The sequence below is a fragment of the Streptomyces sp. Q2 genome, from assembly GCF_056820935.1.
Map to the genome: position 1 here is coordinate 144,254 of NZ_JBXEJE010000004.1, position 19,805 is coordinate 164,058.

A 19,805-nucleotide genomic window follows, 5' to 3' on the forward strand; every position below is an offset into this window, starting at 1 on the left:
CGGGCCCGCCCGCCGTCATGTTCGGGCAGCCGCGGCGCCCGATCCCACGCGCCGACGCCCGGCCGCGCAGGTCCGAGACGGGCGCGGCCCGCGGCGAACGGGCACACCCGGGCAGTATCGGGCCCGCGACAGACCTGGTCAGTGCCGCGCACCGGCTGTAGAACTTCCCCCATGGGCCGAACAGGGCCCGAACGGGCAACGCGGCAGCACGGAGGCAGGTGTCGGCCATGCACATCAGGACGGCGGAAGAGCGTCAACGGGAGATCGTGCGGGCCGCGCGCGCCACCGGCTCGGTCGACGTCACCGCGCTCGCCGCCGAGCTGGGCGTGGCCAAGGAGACCGTACGACGGGATCTGCGCGCCCTGGAGGACCACGGCCTGGTCCGCCGCACCCACGGCGGCGCCTATCCGGTGGAGAGCGCCGGCTTCGAGACGACGCTCGCGTTCCGTGCCACCAGCCACGTTCCCGAGAAGCGCCGGATCGCGGCCGCCGCGGCCGAGCTGCTCGGGGACGCCGAGACGGTCTTCGTCGACGAGGGCTTCACCCCGCAGCTCATCGCCGAGGCACTGCCCAGGGACCGGCCGCTGACCGTGGTCACCGCGTCCCTGCCGGTCGCGGGCGCACTGGCCGAGGCCGACGGCATCTCCGTACTGCTGCTCGGCGGCCGGGTCCGCTCCGGCACCCTCGCCACCGTGGACCACTGGACGACGAAGATGCTGGCCGGCTTCGTCGTCGACCTCGCCTACATCGGCGCCAACGGCATCTCCCGCGAGCACGGTCTGACCACACCCGACCCCGCGGTCAGCGAGGTCAAGGCGCAGGCGATCCGGGCCGCGCGCCGCACGGTGTTCGCGGGCGTGCACAGCAAGTTCGGGGCGGTCAGCTTCTGCAGGTTCGCCGAGGTCGGCGTACTGGAGACGATCGTGACGAGCACGCTGCTACCGACGGCCGAGGCCCATCGCTACTCGCTGCTGGGACCACAGGTCATCCGCGTCTGAAAAGCCGACCCACCTCTCTCCAGCGCCAGTTCACCCCTCTCCCAAGCCAGTTCACCCCCTCTACAGGGTGCCTCCATTCCCCGACGCGCCCCTTATCTCCCGATACGTCCAGGAGCGATCCATGCGAACCCAGAGCCGACGACGGCCCACGCGAGCCATGCTCGCCACGGCCGCCGCAGGGACGCTGCTCGCCCCGCTGCTCTCCGGCTGTTGGGTCGGGGCAGGCGGGTCCGGTTCCGGCGGCAACTCCATCAATGTCCTGATGGTCAACAACCCGCAGATGGTGGAGCTGCAGAAACTCACCGCCGGGCACTTCACCAAGGAAACCGGCATCAAGGTCAACTTCACCGTCCTGCCCGAGAACGACGTCCGCGACAAGATCAGCCAGGACTTCGCCAACCAGGCCGGCCAGTACGACGTCGCCACCCTGTCCAACTACGAGATCCCCATCTACGCCCGCAACGGCTGGCTGCACGAGATGAACGGCTACGTCGCCAAGGACCCGGCGTACGACGAACAGGATGTCCTGCGGCCCATGCGCCAGTCCCTCACCGGCGACGACGGCAAGCTCTACGGCCAGCCCTTCTACGGCGAGTCGTCCTTCCTGATGTACCGCAAGGACGTCTTCGAGAAGGAGGGCCTGACCATGCCCGCGCACCCCACCTGGACCCAGGTCGCCGACCTGGCGGCGAAGGTGGACGGGGCCGAGCCGGGCATGAAGGGCATCTGCCTGCGCGGCCTGCCCGGCTGGGGCGAGGTGATGGCACCGCTCACGACGGTCGTGAACACCTTCGGCGGCACCTGGTTCGACAAGGACTGGAAGGCCCGGCTGGACTCCCCCGAGTTCGAGAAGGCGGTGAAGTTCTACGTCGACCTGGTCCGCGAGCACGGCGAGTCCGGCGCCGCCCAGTCCGGCTTCGCCGAGTGCCTCAACAACATGACCCAGAGCAAGGTCGCCATGTGGTACGACGCCACCTCCGCGGCCGGTTCCCTGGAGGCGTCGAACTCCCCGGTCAAGGGCAAGCTCGGCTACGCCCCCGCCCCCGTCGAGCGGACCGAGTCCGCCGGCTGGCTCTACACCTGGGCCTGGGGCATCCAGGACGCCTCCCGCAACCCCGACAAGGCCTGGAAGTTCGTCTCCTGGGCGTCCGGCAAGCAGTACGAGCAGCTGGTCGGCGACCAGATCGGCTGGTCCAACGTGCCCGCCGGCAAGCGCGCCTCGACGTACACGAACCCCGCCTACGTCAAGGAGGCCGCCGCCTTCCAGGAGATGACCAAGCAGGCCATCGAGGGCGCCAAGCCCAACGACCCCGGCGTGCAGCCGCGCCCCGCGCCCGGCATCCAGTTCGTCGGCATCCCCGAGTTCACCGACCTCGGCACCAGGGTCTCCCAGGAGATCAGCGCGGCCATCGCCGGACGCCAGTCCGTCGAGTCGGCCCTGAAGAAGTCCCAGCAGATCGCCGAGCGGATCTCCGAGGAGTACGAGGGACGATGACCGCGACGACCACGGCTCCGATAGCCACCACTCCTGTCCACACCGTGCGCCGGCCCTCCGACCGCCTGCGCGCCTGGGCCACCCGGGGCCCGCTGCTCCCGGCCCTGATCTTCATGATCGCCGTGACCCAGCTCCCGTTCGTGGCCACGGTGGTGATCTCCTTCTTCGACTGGAACTCCCTCTACCCCAAGGCCCGCCACTTCACCGGCCTCGACAACTACCAGCAGGTGCTCACCGACGCCGACCTGCGCCACTCGATGTGGACGACGGTCCTGCTGACGGTCACGGTGGTCCTGGTCAGCCTGGTTCTGGGCCTGGCCCTGGCACTGCTGCTGGACCGCAGATTCCGGGGCCGGGGCGTGGTGCGGACCCTGCTGATCGCGCCCTTCCTGGTGGTGCCGGTGGCGGCGGCCCTGCTCTGGAAGCATGTGCTCTACAACCCCGAATACGGCCTGTTCAACGGGCTGTTGCACTATGTGGGCGGTCCACAGCCCGACTGGATCTCCCAGACCCCGCTGCTCGCGGTCGAGGCTTCCCTCGTCTGGCAGTGGACGCCGTTCATGATGCTGATCCTGCTGGCGGGCCTGCAGAGCCGCGACCAGCAGCAGATGGAAGCGGCCCGGGTGGACGGCGCGAGCGACTGGCAGATCTTCCGCCATCTGACGCTCCCGCACCTGCGCCGGTACCTCGAACTGGGCGCGCTGCTCGGCTCGATCTACATCGTCCAGAACTTCGACGCGGTCTTCACGATCACGTCCGGCGGCCTGGGCACCGCCAACCTCCCCTACACCGTCTACCAGAGCTTCTACCAGGCCCACGAGAACGGCCTCGCCTCCGCCGCGGGCGTCCTGGTGGTCATCGGCTCGATCATCATCGCGACCTTCGCGCTGCGCGTGGTGTCGTCGCTGTTCCGCGAGGAGGTGTCGCGCGCATGAGTGCCACGACCACGACCGTACGAGTCCGCCGCAAGGGCGCCGGCCTGGGCCTGGTGGCCTGGCTGGCCGGCATCGTCTTCTTCCTCCCCGTAGCGTGGATGGCGCTGACCTCCTTCCACTCGGAGCAGGACGCGGCCACCAACCCGCCGTCCTTCACCGCAGCCCTGACCCTGGACGGCTACCGCGAGTTCTTCGGCACGGGCGGCGGCGCGAGCCCGTGGCCGGCGTTGGTCAACTCGGTGGTGGCGTCGGTGGCGTCCACGCTGTTCGTCCTGCTGTTGGCCCTCCCGGCGGCGTACGCGCTGTCGATCCGCCCGGTGAAGAAGTGGACGGACGTCCTGTTCTTCTTCCTGTCGACGAAGATGCTCCCGGTGGTGGCGGGCCTGCTGCCGATCTACCTGTTCGCCAAGAACACGGGGATGCTCGACAACATCTGGCTTCTCGTCATCCTCTACACCTCCATGAACTTGCCGATCGCGGTCTGGATGATGCAGTCCTTCCTGGCCGAGGTCCCGGTGGCGATCATCGAGGCGGCACGGGTGGACGGGGCGCGGCTGCCGACGATCCTCGCGCGCGTGGTGGCCCCCATCGCACTCCCCGGAATCGCCGCGACCGCGTTGATCTGCTTCATCTTCAGCTGGAACGAGCTGCTGTTCGCGCGTGTGCTGACCGGCGTGGTGGCCGAGACCGCCCCCGTCTTCCTGACCGGCTTCATCACCAGCCAGGGCCTGTTCCTGGCGAAGGTGTGCGCCGCGTCGCTCGTCATCTCCCTGCCGGTGCTCGCCGCGGGGTTCGCCGCCCAGGACAAACTGGTCCAGGGCCTGTCCTTGGGAGCCGTCAAATGAAGGCCGCCGTCATCGAGTCCGTGGGCCGTGCCGTCGTCGCCGAGGTCCCGGACCCGACGCCCGGGCCGCGCGAGGTCGTCGTCGAGGTCGCCGCGTGCGGGCTGTGCGGGACCGATCTGCACATCCTGCAGGGCGAGTTCGCGCCGAAGCTGCCGATCGTGCCCGGGCACGAGTTCGCGGGCGAGGTGGTCGGTGTCGGCACCCAGGTCACGGAGGTGTCGGTGGGCGACCGGGTCGCGGTGGACCCCTCGCTCTACTGCTACGAGTGCAGGTACTGCCGTACGGGCCACAACAACCTCTGCGAACGGTGGGCCGCGATCGGCGTGACGACGGCGGGCGGCGCGGCCCGGTACGCCGTGGCACCGGTGGCGAACTGCGTGAAGCTGCCCGAGCACGTCCGCACCGAGGACGCGGCGCTGGTGGAGCCCCTGTCCTGCGCAGTGCGCGGCTACGACGTCCTGCGGTCCCGCCTCGGCGCCCACGTCCTGATCTACGGCTCCGGCACCATGGGCCTGATGATGCTGGAACTCGCCAAGCGCACCGGGGCGGCGAGCGTGGACGTGGTGGACCTGAACGCGGCGCGGCTGGAGACGGCACGGCGGCTCGGCGTCTCCGGATCGGCGGCGAACGCGGACGAGTTGGAGCGGCCGCAGGGCTGGGACGTCGTGGTCGACGCGACGGGCAACGCGGCGGCGATCCAGGACGGACTGGAGCGGGTCGCCAAGGCGGGTACGTTCCTGCAGTTCGGCGTCGCCGACTACGCGACCCGCGTGCAGATCGACCCGTACCGCATCTACAACCAGGAGATCACCATCACCGGGTCGATGGCGGTCCTGCACAGCTTCGAGCGGGCGGCCGAACTGTTCGCGAACGGCGTGCTCGACCCGGAGGTGTTCATCAGCGACCGCATCCCGCTGGAGCAATACCCGCAGGCGCTGGAGCAGTTCGCGGCGGGGGTGGGCCGGAAGATCGTGGTGGTGCCGTAGGGAACAGATGTGCGGCTGAGGCCGCACAACCCTTCAGGGGCGTCGGGAGTCTCCCTCCCGGCGCCCCTTTCTCTTTGGGCGCGGCATGCCTCACCGACCTCGTTCGCCTCACATCTTCACGAAGGACGGCACAAGACCGCTATGGGTAGACCTCGATACCTCTGGGGTGCGGCCGCCACGGCCGTCGCCGGACTCTCCGCCGCACTCGTCCTCCAGTTAGGCTCCGGCGAGTCCGCCGACAGCACGGGAAGCGACGGCAAGCCGGGCCCGGTCACCGCCAAGTCCCGTACGGTCGCCCTGCCCACGGCCGAGCGCGGCACCCGCGCGGCTCTGAAGCAGCAGGACACCAAGCCGTTCAGCATGCTCGGCATCACCTGGGCCGACCCCTCGTCCCGGGTCACGGGCACGATCGAGGCGCGCACCCGGGCCACCGGGAGCGGACAGTGGTCCCGGTGGCTGCGGCTGGACGGCGACAGCGGCCAGGGCGAGAGCACGGCCCGGCGCGGCGGGACCGAACCGGCGTGGGTGGGGCCCTCCGACGGCGTGGAAGTACGGGTCACCGCGGACGGTCGTACCTCCGACAAGCTCCCCGCCGGGCTGCGGCTGGACATGATCGACCCCGGGCAGACCACCAAGGGCGGGATGGAACCGGCGGCCTTCGCCGTCGACCCGACCGAGGACCCGACGGCGACGGCCGAGCCGAGCGAGGCCACGCCTTCGGACAGCACGGCGAGCGCGACCACGACCACCGAGCCCGGCGATTCGCCGACCCCGACGACCGTGGCTCCCACGACCTCGGCTCCGGTGAGCCCCACCCCGACGGATACGGTGACCGGGCCGGCGTCGACGTCCCCGGCCCCGACCGCCACCGCGCCCACCGCCCCGCCGTCCACCGCACCCCGCCCCGCGATCACCTCGCGGGCCGCCTGGGGCGCTGACGAGTCGATCAGCCCCGAGGAACCCGGCTATCTGCCGGGCGGGAAGATCAAGGCGGTGGTGGTCCATCACACCGCCGAGAGCAACGACTACACCTGCGCCGAGGCCCCGGCCGTCGTCCGCGGCATCTACGCGTACCACGTCAACAGCCTGAAGTGGAAAGACGTCGGCTACAACTTCCTCGTCGACAAGTGCGGCACCGTCTACGAGGGCCGCAAGGGCGGCGTCGACAGGCCCGTCATGGGCGCCCACGCCTACGGCTTCAACTCCGAGACCACCGGCATCTCGGTCCTCGGCACCTACACGGACGTGGCGCCGAGCCAGGCCGCCATGGTCTCGGTCGCCAAGATCGCCGCCTGGAAGCTCGGCCAGTACGGCGTCGACCCGAACGGCACCACGACCCTCACCGCGGGCGCGGCCGGCACCAACTACTTCCGCAAGTCCTGGGCGCAGGGCGCGCAGTTGGGCTTCCCGACCATCCACGGTCACCGTGACGGCTACAACACGCAGTGCCCCGGCGACTCGCTCTACGCCAAGCTGCCCACCATCCGCGGCTGGGCGGCCGGCCCCGTCACCGGCCTGACGGTCAAGTCCGTCAGCGGCGGTGTCTCGGGCTCGACGTACTACACGAAGACCGGCGTCACCGTGGGCTGGGCGGCCACCACCCCCTCGACGCTGATCTCGAAGTACGAACTGCTCGTCGACGGCAAGAGCGCGGCCACGGCCACGGGCAGCGCCACCTCCGCGAAGGCCACCCTCGCGGTGGGCTCCCACAAGGTGCAGGTGCGCGCCACCCACCAGTCGGGCGGGACCGTCACGTCCACGGCCGCCACGGTCGTCGCGGAGACGACCGCCCCCTCGTTCACCACCAAGCCGAACCTCGCCCTGCGCGCCGGCACGGTGAACACCACGGCCGTTCCGCTGAAGCTGAGCTGGAAGGCCACCGACAGCGCCGCGCTGAAGCAGGTCAGGCTGACCGCGCCGGTCGCCGCGGCCTACGGCCCGACGGTGACCGCCGCGAACCACACGGCCAAGTCCGGCGTGGCGACCGCCTGGTCCATGACCGCCTCCGACCAGGCGGACAACACCGCCACGGCGTCCGTATCCGGCACGCCGGTCATCCTCCAGGAGACCTCGGCCGTCAAGACGGGCACGTGGACGAGTAAGTCCTCCACCAGCTACCTGGGCGGCAAGTCGTACGCCAGCTCCTCGAAGAACGCCTCGCTGACGTGGACCTTCACCGGCCGCTCGGTCGCCTGGACGGTGTCCCGGGCCACCACCTCCGGCCAGGCGTACGTCTACGTCGACGGCACGAAGACGGCGACCGTCGACCTGAAGTCGGCGACCACGAAGTACCGCGACGCGATCTGGACCAAGAGCTGGGCCGGCAGCGCCAAGCACACCGTCAAGATCGTGGTCGTCGGCACCTCGGGACGCCCGGCGGTCACCACGGACGGCGTCGTGTACCTCAAGTAGGTGCCTGATCCGTCACCCGGGGACCGGCCTCTTCGCCAGGCTCGGCCCCCGGGTGACGGGCACCCGACCCGATTGGCCTCGGGTAAGGGAACGGTAAAACACCCTCGCTCGTTCAAGGGGGCATGACAGCTATGACCCCCGGCTCGAACATCCCTCTGTCCGCCGCCCGCGTGACGGTGGACGTCGCCGCTCCGGTGCGGCTCGACGTATCGGGCCTGCTGCTCACCGCCGACGGCAAGGTGCGCTCCGACGACGACTTCATCTTCTACAACCAGCCCACCGGGCCGGGCGTGACCTACCGCTCCGGCGGCGGTACGGCCCCGGACGCGATCGTCGTGGACACCGGCGCCGTCCCGCCGGGCATCGAGAAGATCGTCGTCACCGCCAGCCCGGACGCGGCAGGCCAGACCTTCCAGGGCATCGAGCCGACGGCCACCATCCGCAACGCGGACGACAACAGCGTCCTGGCCACGTTCACGCCCCCGCAGCTCGGCACCGAGACCGCCCTGGTCATCGTCGAGGTCTATCTGCGCAACGGCGCCTGGAAGGCCCGCGCGGTCGGCCAGGGCTACGCCAACGGCCTGGCCGGCATCGCCACCGACTTCGGCGTCTCGGTCGAGGAGCCCGCCGCACCGGCCCAGCCGGTCGCCCCGCCCGCGCCGGCCATGCAGACCCCCGTGACCCCGCCGGCCCCGCCGCTGGACCCACGCGTCAGCACGCCCCCGCCGCCGGCCGCTCCCCCGGCCCCGCCCGCCGCCGCCCCCGGCGCCGGGAAGATCAACCTCGACAAGGGCCGGGTCAGTCTCCAGAAGAACCAGACCGTCTCCCTGGTCAAGGGCGGCCGGCCGCTGCTGTCCCAGGTCAAGATGGGCCTCGGCTGGGAACCGGCGTTCCGCGGCAAGGACATCGACCTGGACGCCTCGGTCATCGCCTACGGCCCGCAGCGCAACCACATCGACAGCTGCTACTTCGGCAAGCTGTCCATCGTGGGCGGCGCGATCAAGCACTCCGGCGACAACCTCACCGGTGAGGGCGGCGGCGACGACGAGGTGATCGTCGTCGACCTCGGCCGCCTCCCGCAGGAGGTCACGGGCCTGGTCTTCACCGTGAACTCCTTCTCCGGCCAGAAGTTCACCGAGGTCGCCAAGGCGTACTGCCGCCTGCTGGACGCCGCGAGCGGCGAGGAACTGGTCCGCTTCGACCTCACCGGCGCCGAGCCGCAGACCGGCGTGCTCATGGCCAAGCTGATCAAGCAGTTCTCCGGTGAGTGGGAGATGACGGCGATGGGCGACTTCGTGAAGGCCCGCACGGTCCGCAACATGGTGAAGCCGGGCGCCCAGGCGCTGTAGTTTCCGGTACGGCTTCGGGGGCGCCCCTCGTCGGGGCGCCCGCCGCCTCACGCCCCCGGCCGCAGCCCCTCCGTCAGCAGCGCCAGGTACCGCCGGATCGCCCTGCCCTCGCCGTCCGCCAGCTCCGACGCCGTGGCCACCCCGTGCGCGAGCCGCAGCACCTCGATCGGCTCGACGTCCGGCCGCAGGGTGCCCTCCCGCTGTGCCGCCTCCACCAGCCGCGTCGCCGCCGAGGTCATCGCGCCGGCGCACAGGGTGACCGCGACCGGGCTGCCGTCGGTGACGGCCGAGCCGAGCAGCGCCTTCAGCCCGCGGACCTGGATCATCCCGGCGCCGAGCTCGTTGAGCCACTCCACCAGCGCCTCGCCGGGCGGGAGTTGCGCGGCGAACTCGTCCGCGCGCGCGGCGATCGCTTCGACACGGTCGACGTACGCGGCCTCCAGCAGCGCCTGCCGCGTCGGGAAGTGCCGGTACAGCGTGCCGGATCCGACCCCCGCCCGCTTGGCGATGTCATCGAGCGACGCGCCCTCTCCGTGCTCGGCGAAGGCCTCGGCGGCCACCTCCAGCAGCCGCTCGTAGTTGCGACGGGCATCGGCGCGCATGGGTCTGACCTGTGCCATCCAGCACCTCCTCGCAGAACCGGGGGCTCTCCCCGCATCTTACGAGCACGCACGAGGGCCCGTCCGGCGGTCATGCCGGACAGGCCCTCGCGACGACGTGCCGGCCGTGTCAGTCCCGCACCGGTGCCGGCTCCGGGGCGTCGGCCGCCGGGGTCTCGGCCGCAGGGGTGGTGCTGCGCTGGGTGCGCCGCGAAATGCCCACGCCGGCAAGGCACAACGCACCTCCGGCCAAGGCGAGTGCCGACGGGAACTCGCCCAGCATGGGCCAGGCCAGCACCACGGTGATGGCCGGGACGATGTACGTCACCGCTCCCAGACGGCCCGCCGGCATGTGCGACAGGGCGTACGACCAGGTCCAGAAGGCCAGCGCGGTCGGGAGAACTCCCAGGTACAGCACTCCCGCCCAGGTCCCGGCCGAGGCGTCGCCGAGGTCGTCGACGAGCTGGCCCGCGAAGGGCAGGCAGGCGACGGCACCGATCGCGCTGGCGTAGGCGGTGACCTGCAACGGCGAGGCATGACCGAGCGCGGGCTTCTGGAAGATCACGCCCACCGCGTGTCCCGCCGACGCGGCCAGGCAGAGCAGTACGCCGATGACGGCGGTGTCGCCGCCGCCGCTGGACGCCCCTGCCAGCGCCGCTCCGACGAAGGCCACCGCGAGACCGGCGAGCAGCGGACGCGGGAAGCCCTCCTTCAGCAGGAACCCGGCGAGCAGCGCCACCAGGAGCGGGCCGCTGCCGACGAGGAGGGCGGCCGTTCCGGCGTCCGTGTGCTGCTCACCCCAGTTGAGCGCCACCATGTACAGCCCGAACCAGAAGACGCCCATGCCGGCGATCCCGGGCCACGCGGCGCGCGCCGGCAGGCCTTCGCGCCGGACCGCCACCAGGGCGAGCAGCAGGACGGCGCCCACGAGCAGGCGGCCCAGGGCGAGCGGGCCGGGGCGCACGCTCTCGCCGATGTGCCGGATCGCCACGAACGCCGAGGCCCACAGGACCATGGTGAGCACCGCGGCGACGGTCGCGGAGACGGGGATCTTCGCGACGGCGGGCGGGCCCGCCGGGACAGGGGCCGCCGGGGCGACAGGGGTGGACGTCTCACTCTGGGCCATCGGGCACCTCCGTGTTCCCTCCGCGCAGGACGCGGCGGAGGATCTTTCCTGTGCTGTTGCGCGGCAACGCGTCGACGAACTCGACGTCCTCGGGCACCTTGTACCAGGTCAGCGCCGCCTCGGCGGTGGCGCGGATCGTCTTCGCCAGGCGGTCGCCGTGGTCCGCCGCGGGCTCGGCGACGACATAGGCCCGCAGGCTCGTCACCCCGCCGGGGCGGCGCACCGAGCACACGGCGACCTCGCGCACCCCGGCGATCCCGCTGATCAAATCCTCCACCTCGGTGGGGTGGACGTTGGCTCCGGCGACGATCTCGATGTCATCGGTGCGCCCGAACAGCCACACGAGACCGTCGTCGTCCAGGCGGGCCGAGTCGCCGGTCGTGAACCACTCGTCCGGGCCGAGCCGCCGGGGCGGCAGGCTGCCGCGGGTCACGCCGGGGCCGATGGTGGGACCGGAGATCTGCAGCTGTCCGACCTGGCCGGCGGGCAGGGGTTCACCCGCCTCATCGATCACCCGCACGCGGTACGGAGGGAGGATGCGGCCGAGGCTGTAGGGGTGGATCTCCTCGGGGCCGTTGGCCAGGACGGCGTGGCCGATCTCGCTCGTGCCGCAGATGTTGAGCAGACGCGGCCCGAGGATGCGGCGCAGCCGGTCCTCCAGAGGGTGGGGCAGTGTCTCGCCGGCGACGAGCGCCAGCCGCAGCCGGCCCAGGAGGGCGGCGTCGGGATGGGCCAGCAGCCGCGCGTAGAAGCTGGGTTGGGCGTAGAAGACGCTGACGCCGTGGCGGCGCAGGACCGACAGGGCGGTCGCCTCGTCCGCCCGTTGCGCGGTCAGGACGACGGCGGCGCCGCGCTGCAGCGGGAGGAGGAGGGAGTTGCCGAGGCCGTAGGCGAAGTACATCCGCGACACGGAGTAGCAGACCTCGCCCTGGCGGAGCGAGAGGACGCCGCCGATCGCCCGGTCGAAGTGGAACGCGTCGCCGTGGTCGTGGAAGCACAGGCGGGGCTTGCCCGTGGTGCCGGACGTGAACACGGCGAAGGCGGGAGCGTCGGACGCCACCGGCTCCGGTGCGTCGTCCCCCGCTTCCTGGGCGGGGGTCTGGGTCAGCTCCCTGTGGGTGACGGTGCGGCCCCGGAACTCCCCGCTCAGCGAGGCGTCGGAGACGACGAGTACGGCCTCGGCGATCTCCTCGCTGGAGCGCAGTTCGTCGGCGTGGAAGAACGTGTTCACCGGCACGGCCACCGCGCCGACGCGCAGCACGGCCAGGAAGGTCACCACGAAGGCGACGCTGTCGGGCAGCGCGAGCAGCACACGGTCTCCGCGACGGACGCCCCGGCCGCGCAGGGCTCCGGCGGTCCGGCGCACCTGGTCGTACACCTCGCCGTAGGAGTAGCGGTGGGTGCCCTGGAGGTACGCGGTCCGGGCGAGCCAGCCGTGCTGCCGGGCCAGTTGCTCCAGCCGTACGGTCAGGTTGGCGTCGGCCGGTGCCGACTGCTCCGGGGCGGCCGGCCTGTGGATGAGTGTCTCGGTCATCGGCACACTCCCTCGATCTCCACCAGCAGGTCGGACCGGCACACGGCGACGTTGAAGTACTCGATGTCGGTGTCGCGTGGGAACGCCGACTCGCAGATGTCGCGGACGACGGGAACGTCCTCGGCGTCCCGGACGTAGACCTTGATCTGGTCGAGGTCCTTGACGTCGTACCCGGCGCCGTCGACGCCGTGCCGCCGCAGGTTGTCGCTGCCGACGAGTGCCTCGATGTTGCGCAGGGTCTCCTCCGTCTGCTGTGCCACGTCGCCCACGTGCACCGTGTCCTCGCCCAGGATGCTGGCGGTGCCGGAGACGAAGAGGCGGCCCGGCCCCTGGCCCGGGACGTCTCTCAGATACGTCGCCCGGGCGAAGCTCGGGGACTTCGGACCGTACGTGGACGGGTACTTGTAGGCGGGTGTCTGCCGGGGGTTCTCCAGGTGGACGGCGCGGCCCGGCTTGGTGGCGAGGAAGCAGAGGTCGACACCGGGGCTGAGGGTGCCGATGCCGGTGGCGGCGGGCAGTTGGGGGAACTGCTCCTCGAAGGTGGCGAACGCCTCCGCCCGGCCGATGCAGAAGTCGCGGTATATCTCCAGGCCTTCCGCGTTCGGGCTGGTGATGCCTCCGATGAGGTTCCACATGCGGGCCAGGTCGGTGTAGCCGCGTTCCCAGGTGAACCGCAGGGCGTTCTCGTACAGTTCACGCACCTGCTCCCGGTACACCGGCAGCGGGCCGAGCCTCGCGGCGTAGAACAGGTGCTCGCCGTCCTCGGCGAAGACGGCGTCACCGGCCTGCCCGGTTCGCACCGGGAGGTCGGTCCGCCAGGTCTCCTCGGCCGGGCGGACGTGTTCGTTGGCCAGGTGGGTGGTCAGGCGCGGGGTGCCGTCGTCGAGTGCCGGCTCGGCGGGGGCGTCGGCGAACCTGATCCGCCCCAGGACGTTGCCGCTCGGCGCTTCCGACGTTCTGGGCGGGGCGGCGTCCGGCACCAGGTCGGACCAGAGGCGCCGCGAACGGCCGTCGGGCTGACGGATGCTCATGAATCTCCCATTCTCTGCCGCGCCCCTCGTGGTGGGCACCGGACGCATCGACTGACGTGTGTGGCTCGGGTGTTGCTCGGGTGTTGCGGAACGGGACGAGGTGTTGCCGAACGAAGAAGTAAGCGCCTCGTTGCTCGGCGTGGGGTTGGTCCCATGGAGAGAATCGACGACGAGCCGCCCCGCAGGGCAGCCACAGACCTACGCCAGGCGCGATTACGAGGGGGAGACAGCTCATGACCATCGGTCACATATCGGAACTGCCGGACGTACCTCTGGCAGGCACCCCGGCCAGCCAGGTGTACACGCTCGCCTTGCGGAGCGAGTACGTCGACGTCCAGGGGTGTGCACGAGAGCTCGGCATCTCCGAGACGCAGGCCGCAGCGGCTGTCGACGACCTCGTCCGGTTACGGCTTCTGCACCTTGTGCACGGGTGCACCTACGCCTATATGGCCGTCGACCCGCTGTCCGCCTCCCAGCAGTTGCTGGCCGTGCAGGACGAAGCCCTGCGGCAGCGGGCCCACGAAGTGGAGCGGCTGCGGCAGCAGATGCACAGCCTCATGCCCCTGTACCGGGCCAACCTCGCGGACGAGCCGCAACAGCCCCCCGTGCAGCGCGTCGAGGACGCCCAGGCGGCCCGGGGGATCCTCACCACGGTCACCGCCGACGCGAAGCGGGAGATCCTGCTGTCCCTGCCCACCGAGGATCCCTGGGAGGAGGACACCGCGGATCCGCGGCTCGGGCCGTGGCCGAGGTACGCGGGGACGCGTCCCGAGCTGATGAAGGTGCTGCTGCCGGAGGCCGCGCGGTTCGACGTACGGATCCGCGAGCAGGCGCAGTCTCTCCACGCCCACGCGGGGGAGGTGCGTACCGTCGCCACACCTCCGGCCTGGCTGCTGGTCGTCGACGCCGAGGTCGCCGTGGTCCCCGTCGACGGGGGGCCGGGCCTCAGCGTCGTACACGAACCGTCCGTGGTCGCGACGCTGTGGCACACGCTCACCGGGGCCTGGGGGGAGGCACGGCCCTTCGACGGGCGCTACGACCACGACAGCGCCCGCTCCGCCTCCGCCGTGATCGACGAGTCCATTCTGCGCATGCTGCTGAACGGCGTGGAGGACAAGGTGATCGCCCGGCGCCTCGACATCTCCCTGCGTACCTGCCAGCGGCGCATCGCGGACCTCATGGACGCCCTGGGCGCCAGGACCCGCCTCCAGGCCGGCTACGTGCTCGGCCGACGGCTGCGGACCAGTGAGCGACAGGCCGCGTAGTGCGGGCGCGCGAAAGCCCCTTCCCCCGGTGCGGGAAGGGGCTTGGCGTCGTCAGAACAGCGCGCTGTACGCGTTCAGCGCGGGCTGCCCGCCCAGGTGGGCGTAGAGGACGGTGGAGTCCCGGCCGATCTCGCCGCGCGCCACCAGGTCCACCATCCCGGCCATCGACTTCCCTTCGTACACGGGGTCGGTGACCATCCCCTCGGTGCGGGCCGCGAGCCGCATCGCGTCCAGCGTGCTCTCGTCAGGGATGCCGTACGTGCCGGCGTGATACCGGTCGTCCAGTTCCACGTCCGCTTCCGTCAACTCCGCTTTTACGCCGATGAGTTGGCCGGTGTTGTGGGCGATCCTGGCGATCTGTTCCCGGGTGCGGACGGGCGCCGCCGACGCGTCGATGCCGACCACCCGCCGTGGCCGCCCGCCGGCCTCCTCCAGCGCCCGGAACCCGGCGACCATGCCGGCCTGCGTGGACCCTGTCACCGAGCACACCACGACGGTGTCGAAGAAGACGTCCGCCTCCCGCTCCTGCTCGGCGACTTCGTACGCCCACCCGGCGAATCCCAGTCCCCCGTACGGGTGGTCGGAGGCACCGGCCGGAATGGCGTACGGCTTGCCGCCGGCCTCCTCGACCTCCCTGAGCGCCTGCTCCCAGCTCTCCTTGAACCCGATCCCGAAGCCGGCCTTCACCAGCCGTACGTCGGCTCCGGCGAGCCGGCTGATCAGGATGTTGCCGACCTTGTCGTACACGGAGTCGGGCCACTCCACCCAACTCTCCTGCACCAGCACGCACTTGAGTCCGGCACGGGCGGCACAGGCGGCGACCTGGCGGGTGTGGTTGGACTGCACCCCGCCGATGGAGACGAGCGTGTCGCACCCCTTGGCGAGCGCGTCGGCGACCAGGTACTCCAGCTTGCGCGTCTTGTTGCCGCCGTAGGCGACACCGGAGTTGCAGTCCTCCCGCTTGGCCCACAGGGAGGCGCCGCCGAGGTGTGCGGTGAGCCGCTCCAGGGGGTGGACGGGGGACGGGCCGAAGAGGAGGGGGTAGCGGTCGTACGAGGAAAGAGACGGGGAAGGGGACGGGGCAAGGGACATGGGTTCTCCCTGGGTTGGGATCAGTCGCTGTCGGCGAGTTCGGCCAGCCCTCGCCAGATCTCCGCGGTGACACGGACCGCTTCGTCCACGTCCGAGGCCGCACAGGACTCGATCAGCCGGTCGTGCAGACCGGCCGAAAGGCAGTTGCCGCCCTCGCCGAAGCGTCGTCGCTCCAGGCGGCGGATGAGGGGGGTGTAGCGGGCCGCGGTGGCGGCGGCCGCGCGATTGCCGCTGACCCGGACGAGGACGTCGTGCAGTTCGTCGTCGGCACGCACGGCGGTGTCCACGTCACCGGCGCGGACGGCGGCCGCGAACCGCTCATTGGCCGCGCGCATCGCCTCGACGTCCGCGGCGAACAGCCGGGGCACCGCGATCCGCGTGGCCAGCTCGTGCATGGCGCCGACCACGGCGGCGGCGTCCCGTACGTCGGCGGCCACCACCGGTGTCACCCGGGTGTAGCTCTGCGGCTTGCTCTCCAGCAGCCCCTCGTCGACCAGCCGCGAGAACGCCTCCCGCACCGGCGCCCGGGACAGCCCGAGCCGCTCGGCGAGGTCGGCGTCCCGCACCACCGCGCCGGGTTCGATCTCCCCGGCGACGATGGCGTCCCTGATGGCTTCGTAGGCACGGTCCCTGAGCAGGGGGCGCGGCACGGGTCGAATGGCGTCCACAACTGAAATGTTAGATGTCAATTACCGGCGGCGGCAAGGGGCACAAAGAAGGAGGGGGCCCGCACCGAAGCGCGGGCCCCCTCCGGGAGGAGCGTCAGACGGCCCACGGCCAGTCCGCGTCGCGAGCCGCCTCCAGCAGCGGCACCATGCGGAAGGCCGCGTCCGACAGGCCGCCGAAGGTGTGCCGGTTGGCCTTGCCCGACGGTCCGTGGCCCGCCCGGTACCCGGCCAGGTTCCAGGTGTAGACCGGCACGTCGGCCGGGACCTGCTCGGTCGGGTCGCCGTAGTGGCTGAAGGCGTACTGCTCGTCGGTGACGATCAGCACCCGGTCGTGCTTCCGGTAGTGCCGGCGCACCGCGCCCGTGGTGTCGGTGCCGCCCAGGTCGCCGAAGCGGCCGAGGATCTTCAGCACCGACTCCCCCGTGCGGAACGGCACCTCGTTGCTGCTCGTGCCGAACTCGACGAGATCCGCGTCCGCCGCCCGCAGCGCGAGCGCCGTACCGAAGACCGCCGCCGCGTCGGCCCGGTTGAGCTCCGAGCGGTCCGACAGCCGCGAGAAGAACATCGAGCCCGAACGGTCGACGAGCACCAGTGTCCGCCCGGGCAGCGCGGGCACGTGGGCCAGCGAGTGGCCGAGCGCCTGCTCCAGCGGGTACGACCAGCGCAGCGACGGCGCGTGCCGGTACGCGGCGAGGTACCGGAACGGGAACTGCCGCGAGCGCGCCACCTCGGCCGGGTCGCTGATGCGCGCGGCCACCCGGGCCGCCACCTCGTCGGACACGCCGGCCTGGTCGAAGTTCCGCAGGTTCCGCACGAGCGCCATCGCGCCCATCGACGGGATCACGGCCTCCCAGGCCGCCTTGTCCATCGGTCCCTGCAGCCACCCCGCCAGCGCCTCCCACGTCATCCCGGCCGCCGCGAGCCGCTCGGCCCCGCCGTCCGAGGTGACGAGCGCGCGCCGCTCCTCCACCGGCAGCGCCATCAGCTCGCGGTGCGCGGTCAGGACACGGTTGGACGCGGGCGGCACGGCGGTGTCCGGGTGGTGCCGGCGGTCCAGGGCGTACTGGAACAGCTCGCCCTGCCACGGCTTGTCCGGGTCCGGAGACGCGTGCACGAGGTTGAGGATGTCGCCGAAGCGGTAGCCCTTGGAGGCGGTGTCGTACTTCAGCAGCGCCTTGCCGCTGTAGAGACGTCGTACGGCGTCGGCGATGCCGCGCTTGACCGGCTTGGGGACGTTCCGGCCGTACGTGGCGGTCCAGTACGCGAGCAGCTCACCGGGCTCGTCGGGCCGCTGGAGCACGGAGTCGACGACCTGCCGGTTCGACGGCCCCTCGGTCGCGCCCGCGTCGAGGCGTGCCTTCACGTACTCGGCGGCGCCCACGACCGCCGCCGTACGCAGGTTGCCCTCGCCGCGCAGCCAGCCGAGCAGGCCGGCGGTCCACGCCGGGTCGGTGACGGCGAGCTCGGCGACGAGACGCGCGAAGCGGTCGTCGCGTGCGGCGCCGGCCTCGTAGAAGGTCTGCTGCGACACGAAGTGGGAGACGGCGAGCAGGAAGAGTTCGGAGCGCGCGTCGCGCTCGCGGCCTCGGCCGCCCTCGAAGGTACGCAGTACCCGGCCCGTGGAGGTGACGCGCGAGGCGGGCTGCGCCTTGGCGGCCTTGGTGTTGAAGCGTGCCATGTGAATTCCCCCGAATTCCGTGGTGTTCCGGAGGAAGGCACAGCGAAAGGTGGATGCCCGAGATCAAAGTCGGCGACGGTTCAAACGCGGCGCGTCTTCCCTTTCCGCCACATCGACCCGAGGTCGATGACGGGATTCGAACCCGCAACATACCGTGTGCCGAAGTAACCGCTGCCTGCGCACCGGGCACCCACCATGAGCTGCGCCTCCCGAGATCAAGTCGGCTGCGGCATTGGATTCTTTGGAAGAGAAGTAGCCGCTGCCATCGCACCGGGAGGTGCGTGACGTTGTGATCTCACTGTAGGAGGCGCGACTCGAAAGGGGCGACCGAATTAACTACCCGCGCTTCTGGCGCTTCCAGGGCCCGGTGATGGCGAGCATGATGCCGGGTGTCTGGATGTTGGCGAACAGCGTCTTTCCGTCCGGTGAGAAGGTCACTCCCGTGAACTCGCTGTATTCCGGCTCCTCTTCGGTGCCGATGTTGAGTTCGTTGCGGGCGATGGGGTAGGTGCGGCCGCGGTCGGTCGCGCCGAACAGGTGCTGGATGCCCTCGCCGTCCTCGGCGATGACGAGGCCGCCGTACGGGGAGACGGTGATGTTGTCGGGGCCGTCGAAGGCGCCGTCCGCCGACGGATCAGGGTTGACGCCGAGCAGGACCTTCAGGGTGAGGGTGCGGCGCTTGGGGTCGTAGAACCAGACCTGGCCGTCGTGCTGGACGGGGCTCTCCGCGCGGGCGTAGGAGGAGACGACGTAGGTACCGCCGTCGGCCCACCACATGCCTTCCAGCTTGCGGGCGCGGGTGATGTCGCCGGTGGCGAACTGCTTGCGCACGTCGACGGTTGTGCCGTCACGGTCGGGCACGTCGACCCAGTCGACGCCGTACACCGTGCCGGTCTTCGTCGCGCGGGAGAGGTCGTCGACGAACTTGCCGCCGGAGTCGTAGCACCTGGGCGCCTGGAGGACACCGGCGTCGTCGGCGAGGGTGCGGAGCTGTCCGCGGCCGTGCTCGAAGCCCTTGGGCGGGGTCCAGCGGAAGAACAGGCCGTTGGGGCTCGCGGCGTCCTCGGTGAGGTAGGCGTGACCGCGTCTGGGGTCGATGACGACGGCCTCGTGGTCGTAACGGCCGAAGAACTTCAGGGGCTTGGGGTTCTTGTTGGCGCGCCGGTCGACCGGGTCGACCTCGAAGACGTAGCCGTGGTCCTTGGTCATGCCGTTGCTGCCGGCCCGGTCGGAGTTCTCCTCGCAGGTGAGCCAGGTGCCCCAAGGTGTGCTGCCGCCCGCGCAGTTGGTGGAGGTACCCGCGATGCCGACCCATTCGGCGACGTGTCCGTCGGGGCGGACCTCGACCACCGTGCAGCCGCCGGAGGCGGCCGGGTCGTAGACGAGGCCCTCGGTGAGCGGCACGGGGTGGGGCCACTTGGCGCGCGGCCCCTTCAGCTCGTGGTTGTTGACGAGGAGGGTGGTGCCGCGCGGGCCGTCGAAGGTGGCCGTGCCGTCGTGGTTGGACGGGGTGAACTCACCCGACTCCAGCTTGGTCTTCCCGCTGTAGGTGAGGACGCGGTAGGTGAACCCGGCGGGCAGCGCGAGGATGCCCTTCGGGTCGGCGATCAGCGGTCCGTACCCGACACCGCCGTGGATGTCCGCCGCCTGGGGCGTGCTCTCGGTCTCCGTGGACGCGAGGGCGTTCGGAGCGGTGGCGAGGGCGCCGACGCTGCCCGCCAGCGCGACCCCGGCACCGGTGATCGCGGATGTTCTGGCGAAGTCCCTGCGGGTGAGCGACATGGTGTCTCCT

General features: G+C 71.1%; 16 protein-coding genes. 8 read left to right on the forward strand and 8 right to left on the reverse strand.

From position 1 onward, the window contains the following. Window positions 1-227 precede the first annotated feature (227 nt). From ACWBNA_RS06495 to ACWBNA_RS06525, 7 genes are all read left to right on the forward strand, one after another. On the forward strand, window positions 228-998 hold the full coding sequence (locus ACWBNA_RS06495; protein WP_482703233.1) for a DeoR/GlpR family DNA-binding transcription regulator: 771 nt from the start codon (window positions 228-230) through the stop codon (window positions 996-998). 121 nt (window positions 999-1,119) lie between these two features. After that, on the forward strand, window positions 1,120-2,493 hold the full coding sequence (locus ACWBNA_RS06500; RefSeq protein ID WP_482703235.1) for an ABC transporter substrate-binding protein: 1,374 nt from the start codon (window positions 1,120-1,122) through the stop codon (window positions 2,491-2,493). Next, window positions 2,490-3,428, forward strand: a complete 939-nt coding sequence (locus ACWBNA_RS06505; RefSeq protein WP_482703237.1) for a carbohydrate ABC transporter permease — start codon at window positions 2,490-2,492, stop codon at window positions 3,426-3,428. The genes ACWBNA_RS06500 and ACWBNA_RS06505 overlap by 4 nt, the downstream gene beginning before the upstream one ends. Then, on the forward strand, window positions 3,425-4,273 hold the full coding sequence (locus tag ACWBNA_RS06510) for a carbohydrate ABC transporter permease (protein WP_482703239.1): 849 nt from the start codon (window positions 3,425-3,427) through the stop codon (window positions 4,271-4,273). Before ACWBNA_RS06505 ends, ACWBNA_RS06510 begins: the two co-directional genes overlap by 4 nt. Then, the gene (locus tag ACWBNA_RS06515; protein WP_482703241.1) at window positions 4,270-5,259 is read left to right on the forward strand and encodes a zinc-dependent alcohol dehydrogenase family protein; all 990 of its coding nucleotides are present in this window, start codon (window positions 4,270-4,272) and stop codon (window positions 5,257-5,259) included. Before ACWBNA_RS06510 ends, ACWBNA_RS06515 begins: the two co-directional genes overlap by 4 nt. A gap of 141 nt (window positions 5,260-5,400) precedes the next feature. After that, window positions 5,401-7,671, forward strand: a complete 2,271-nt coding sequence (locus ACWBNA_RS06520; protein ID WP_482703243.1) for an N-acetylmuramoyl-L-alanine amidase — start codon at window positions 5,401-5,403, stop codon at window positions 7,669-7,671. A gap of 131 nt (window positions 7,672-7,802) precedes the next feature. Continuing rightward, a complete protein-coding gene (locus tag ACWBNA_RS06525) occupies window positions 7,803-9,020 on the forward strand; it encodes a TerD family protein (protein WP_482703344.1) in 1,218 nt (405 codons plus the stop codon). Between the two features lie 47 nt (window positions 9,021-9,067). On the opposite strand, the gene ACWBNA_RS06530 is transcribed toward ACWBNA_RS06525, so the two are convergent. From ACWBNA_RS06530 to ACWBNA_RS06545, 4 genes are all read right to left on the reverse strand, one after another. Beyond that, a complete protein-coding gene (locus tag ACWBNA_RS06530; protein WP_482703245.1) occupies window positions 9,068-9,640 on the reverse strand; it encodes a TetR/AcrR family transcriptional regulator in 573 nt (190 codons plus the stop codon). Between the two features lie 109 nt (window positions 9,641-9,749). Next, complete coding sequence (locus tag ACWBNA_RS06535) at window positions 9,750-10,634, reverse strand: DMT family transporter (RefSeq protein ID WP_482703345.1); 885 nt, start codon at window positions 10,632-10,634, stop codon at window positions 9,750-9,752. Between the two features lie 97 nt (window positions 10,635-10,731). Then, window positions 10,732-12,279: a class I adenylate-forming enzyme family protein gene (locus ACWBNA_RS06540; RefSeq protein WP_482703247.1), complete on the reverse strand. Its 1,548-nt coding sequence runs from the start codon at window positions 12,277-12,279 to the stop codon at window positions 10,732-10,734. Further along, the gene (locus tag ACWBNA_RS06545) at window positions 12,276-13,310 is read right to left on the reverse strand and encodes an FkbO/Hyg5 family chorismatase (protein WP_482703249.1); all 1,035 of its coding nucleotides are present in this window, start codon (window positions 13,308-13,310) and stop codon (window positions 12,276-12,278) included. Before ACWBNA_RS06545 ends, ACWBNA_RS06540 begins: the two co-directional genes overlap by 4 nt. Window positions 13,311-13,543: 233 nt before the next feature. On the opposite strand from ACWBNA_RS06545, the gene ACWBNA_RS06550 reads away from it, so the two are divergent. Then, window positions 13,544-14,575 (forward strand): LuxR family transcriptional regulator, encoded by a 1,032-nt coding sequence (locus ACWBNA_RS06550; RefSeq protein WP_482703251.1) that lies wholly within the window; start codon window positions 13,544-13,546, stop codon window positions 14,573-14,575. Between the two features lie 51 nt (window positions 14,576-14,626). Here ACWBNA_RS06550 and ACWBNA_RS06555 read toward each other — a convergent pair whose 3' ends face one another. From ACWBNA_RS06555 to ACWBNA_RS06570, 4 genes are all read right to left on the reverse strand, one after another. After that, entirely contained in the window at window positions 14,627-15,667 is a 1,041-nt protein-coding gene (locus ACWBNA_RS06555; protein ID WP_482703253.1) for a 1-aminocyclopropane-1-carboxylate deaminase, read from the reverse strand. Window positions 15,668-15,687: 20 nt separating this feature from the next. Further along, window positions 15,688-16,335 carry a GntR family transcriptional regulator gene (locus ACWBNA_RS06560; protein ID WP_482703254.1) on the reverse strand — a complete coding sequence of 216 codons (648 nt, stop codon included), beginning with the start codon at window positions 16,333-16,335 and terminating at the stop codon, window positions 15,688-15,690. A gap of 94 nt (window positions 16,336-16,429) precedes the next feature. After that, entirely contained in the window at window positions 16,430-18,013 is a 1,584-nt protein-coding gene (locus ACWBNA_RS06565) for a TROVE domain-containing protein (protein ID WP_482703255.1), read from the reverse strand. Between the two features lie 336 nt (window positions 18,014-18,349). Next, window positions 18,350-19,795: an alkaline phosphatase PhoX gene (locus ACWBNA_RS06570; RefSeq protein WP_482703256.1), complete on the reverse strand. Its 1,446-nt coding sequence runs from the start codon at window positions 19,793-19,795 to the stop codon at window positions 18,350-18,352. Between the last annotated feature and the right edge of the window lie 10 nt (window positions 19,796-19,805).

Coding starts and splice junctions, on each gene's coding strand:
- ACWBNA_RS06550 (WP_482703251.1), top strand. CDS start 13,544: ATGACCATCGGTCACATATCGGAACTGCCGGACGTACCTCTGGCAGGC.
- ACWBNA_RS06520 (WP_482703243.1), top strand. CDS start 5,401: ATGGGTAGACCTCGATACCTCTGGGGTGCGGCCGCCACGGCCGTCGCC.
- ACWBNA_RS06495 (WP_482703233.1), top strand. CDS start 228: ATGCACATCAGGACGGCGGAAGAGCGTCAACGGGAGATCGTGCGGGCC.
- ACWBNA_RS06555 (WP_482703253.1), bottom strand. CDS start 15,667: ATGTCCCTTGCCCCGTCCCCTTCCCCGTCTCTTTCCTCGTACGACCGC.
- ACWBNA_RS06505 (WP_482703237.1), top strand. CDS start 2,490: ATGACCGCGACGACCACGGCTCCGATAGCCACCACTCCTGTCCACACC.
- ACWBNA_RS06500 (WP_482703235.1), top strand. CDS start 1,120: ATGCGAACCCAGAGCCGACGACGGCCCACGCGAGCCATGCTCGCCACG.
- ACWBNA_RS06540 (WP_482703247.1), bottom strand. CDS start 12,279: ATGACCGAGACACTCATCCACAGGCCGGCCGCCCCGGAGCAGTCGGCA.
- ACWBNA_RS06535 (WP_482703345.1), bottom strand. CDS start 10,634: ATGGTCCTGTGGGCCTCGGCGTTCGTGGCGATCCGGCACATCGGCGAG.
- ACWBNA_RS06570 (WP_482703256.1), bottom strand. CDS start 19,795: ATGTCGCTCACCCGCAGGGACTTCGCCAGAACATCCGCGATCACCGGT.
- ACWBNA_RS06530 (WP_482703245.1), bottom strand. CDS start 9,640: ATGGCACAGGTCAGACCCATGCGCGCCGATGCCCGTCGCAACTACGAG.
- ACWBNA_RS06525 (WP_482703344.1), top strand. CDS start 7,803: ATGACCCCCGGCTCGAACATCCCTCTGTCCGCCGCCCGCGTGACGGTG.
- ACWBNA_RS06510 (WP_482703239.1), top strand. CDS start 3,425: ATGAGTGCCACGACCACGACCGTACGAGTCCGCCGCAAGGGCGCCGGC.
- ACWBNA_RS06545 (WP_482703249.1), bottom strand. CDS start 13,310: ATGAGCATCCGTCAGCCCGACGGCCGTTCGCGGCGCCTCTGGTCCGAC.
- ACWBNA_RS06565 (WP_482703255.1), bottom strand. CDS start 18,013: ATGGCACGCTTCAACACCAAGGCCGCCAAGGCGCAGCCCGCCTCGCGC.
- ACWBNA_RS06515 (WP_482703241.1), top strand. CDS start 4,270: ATGAAGGCCGCCGTCATCGAGTCCGTGGGCCGTGCCGTCGTCGCCGAG.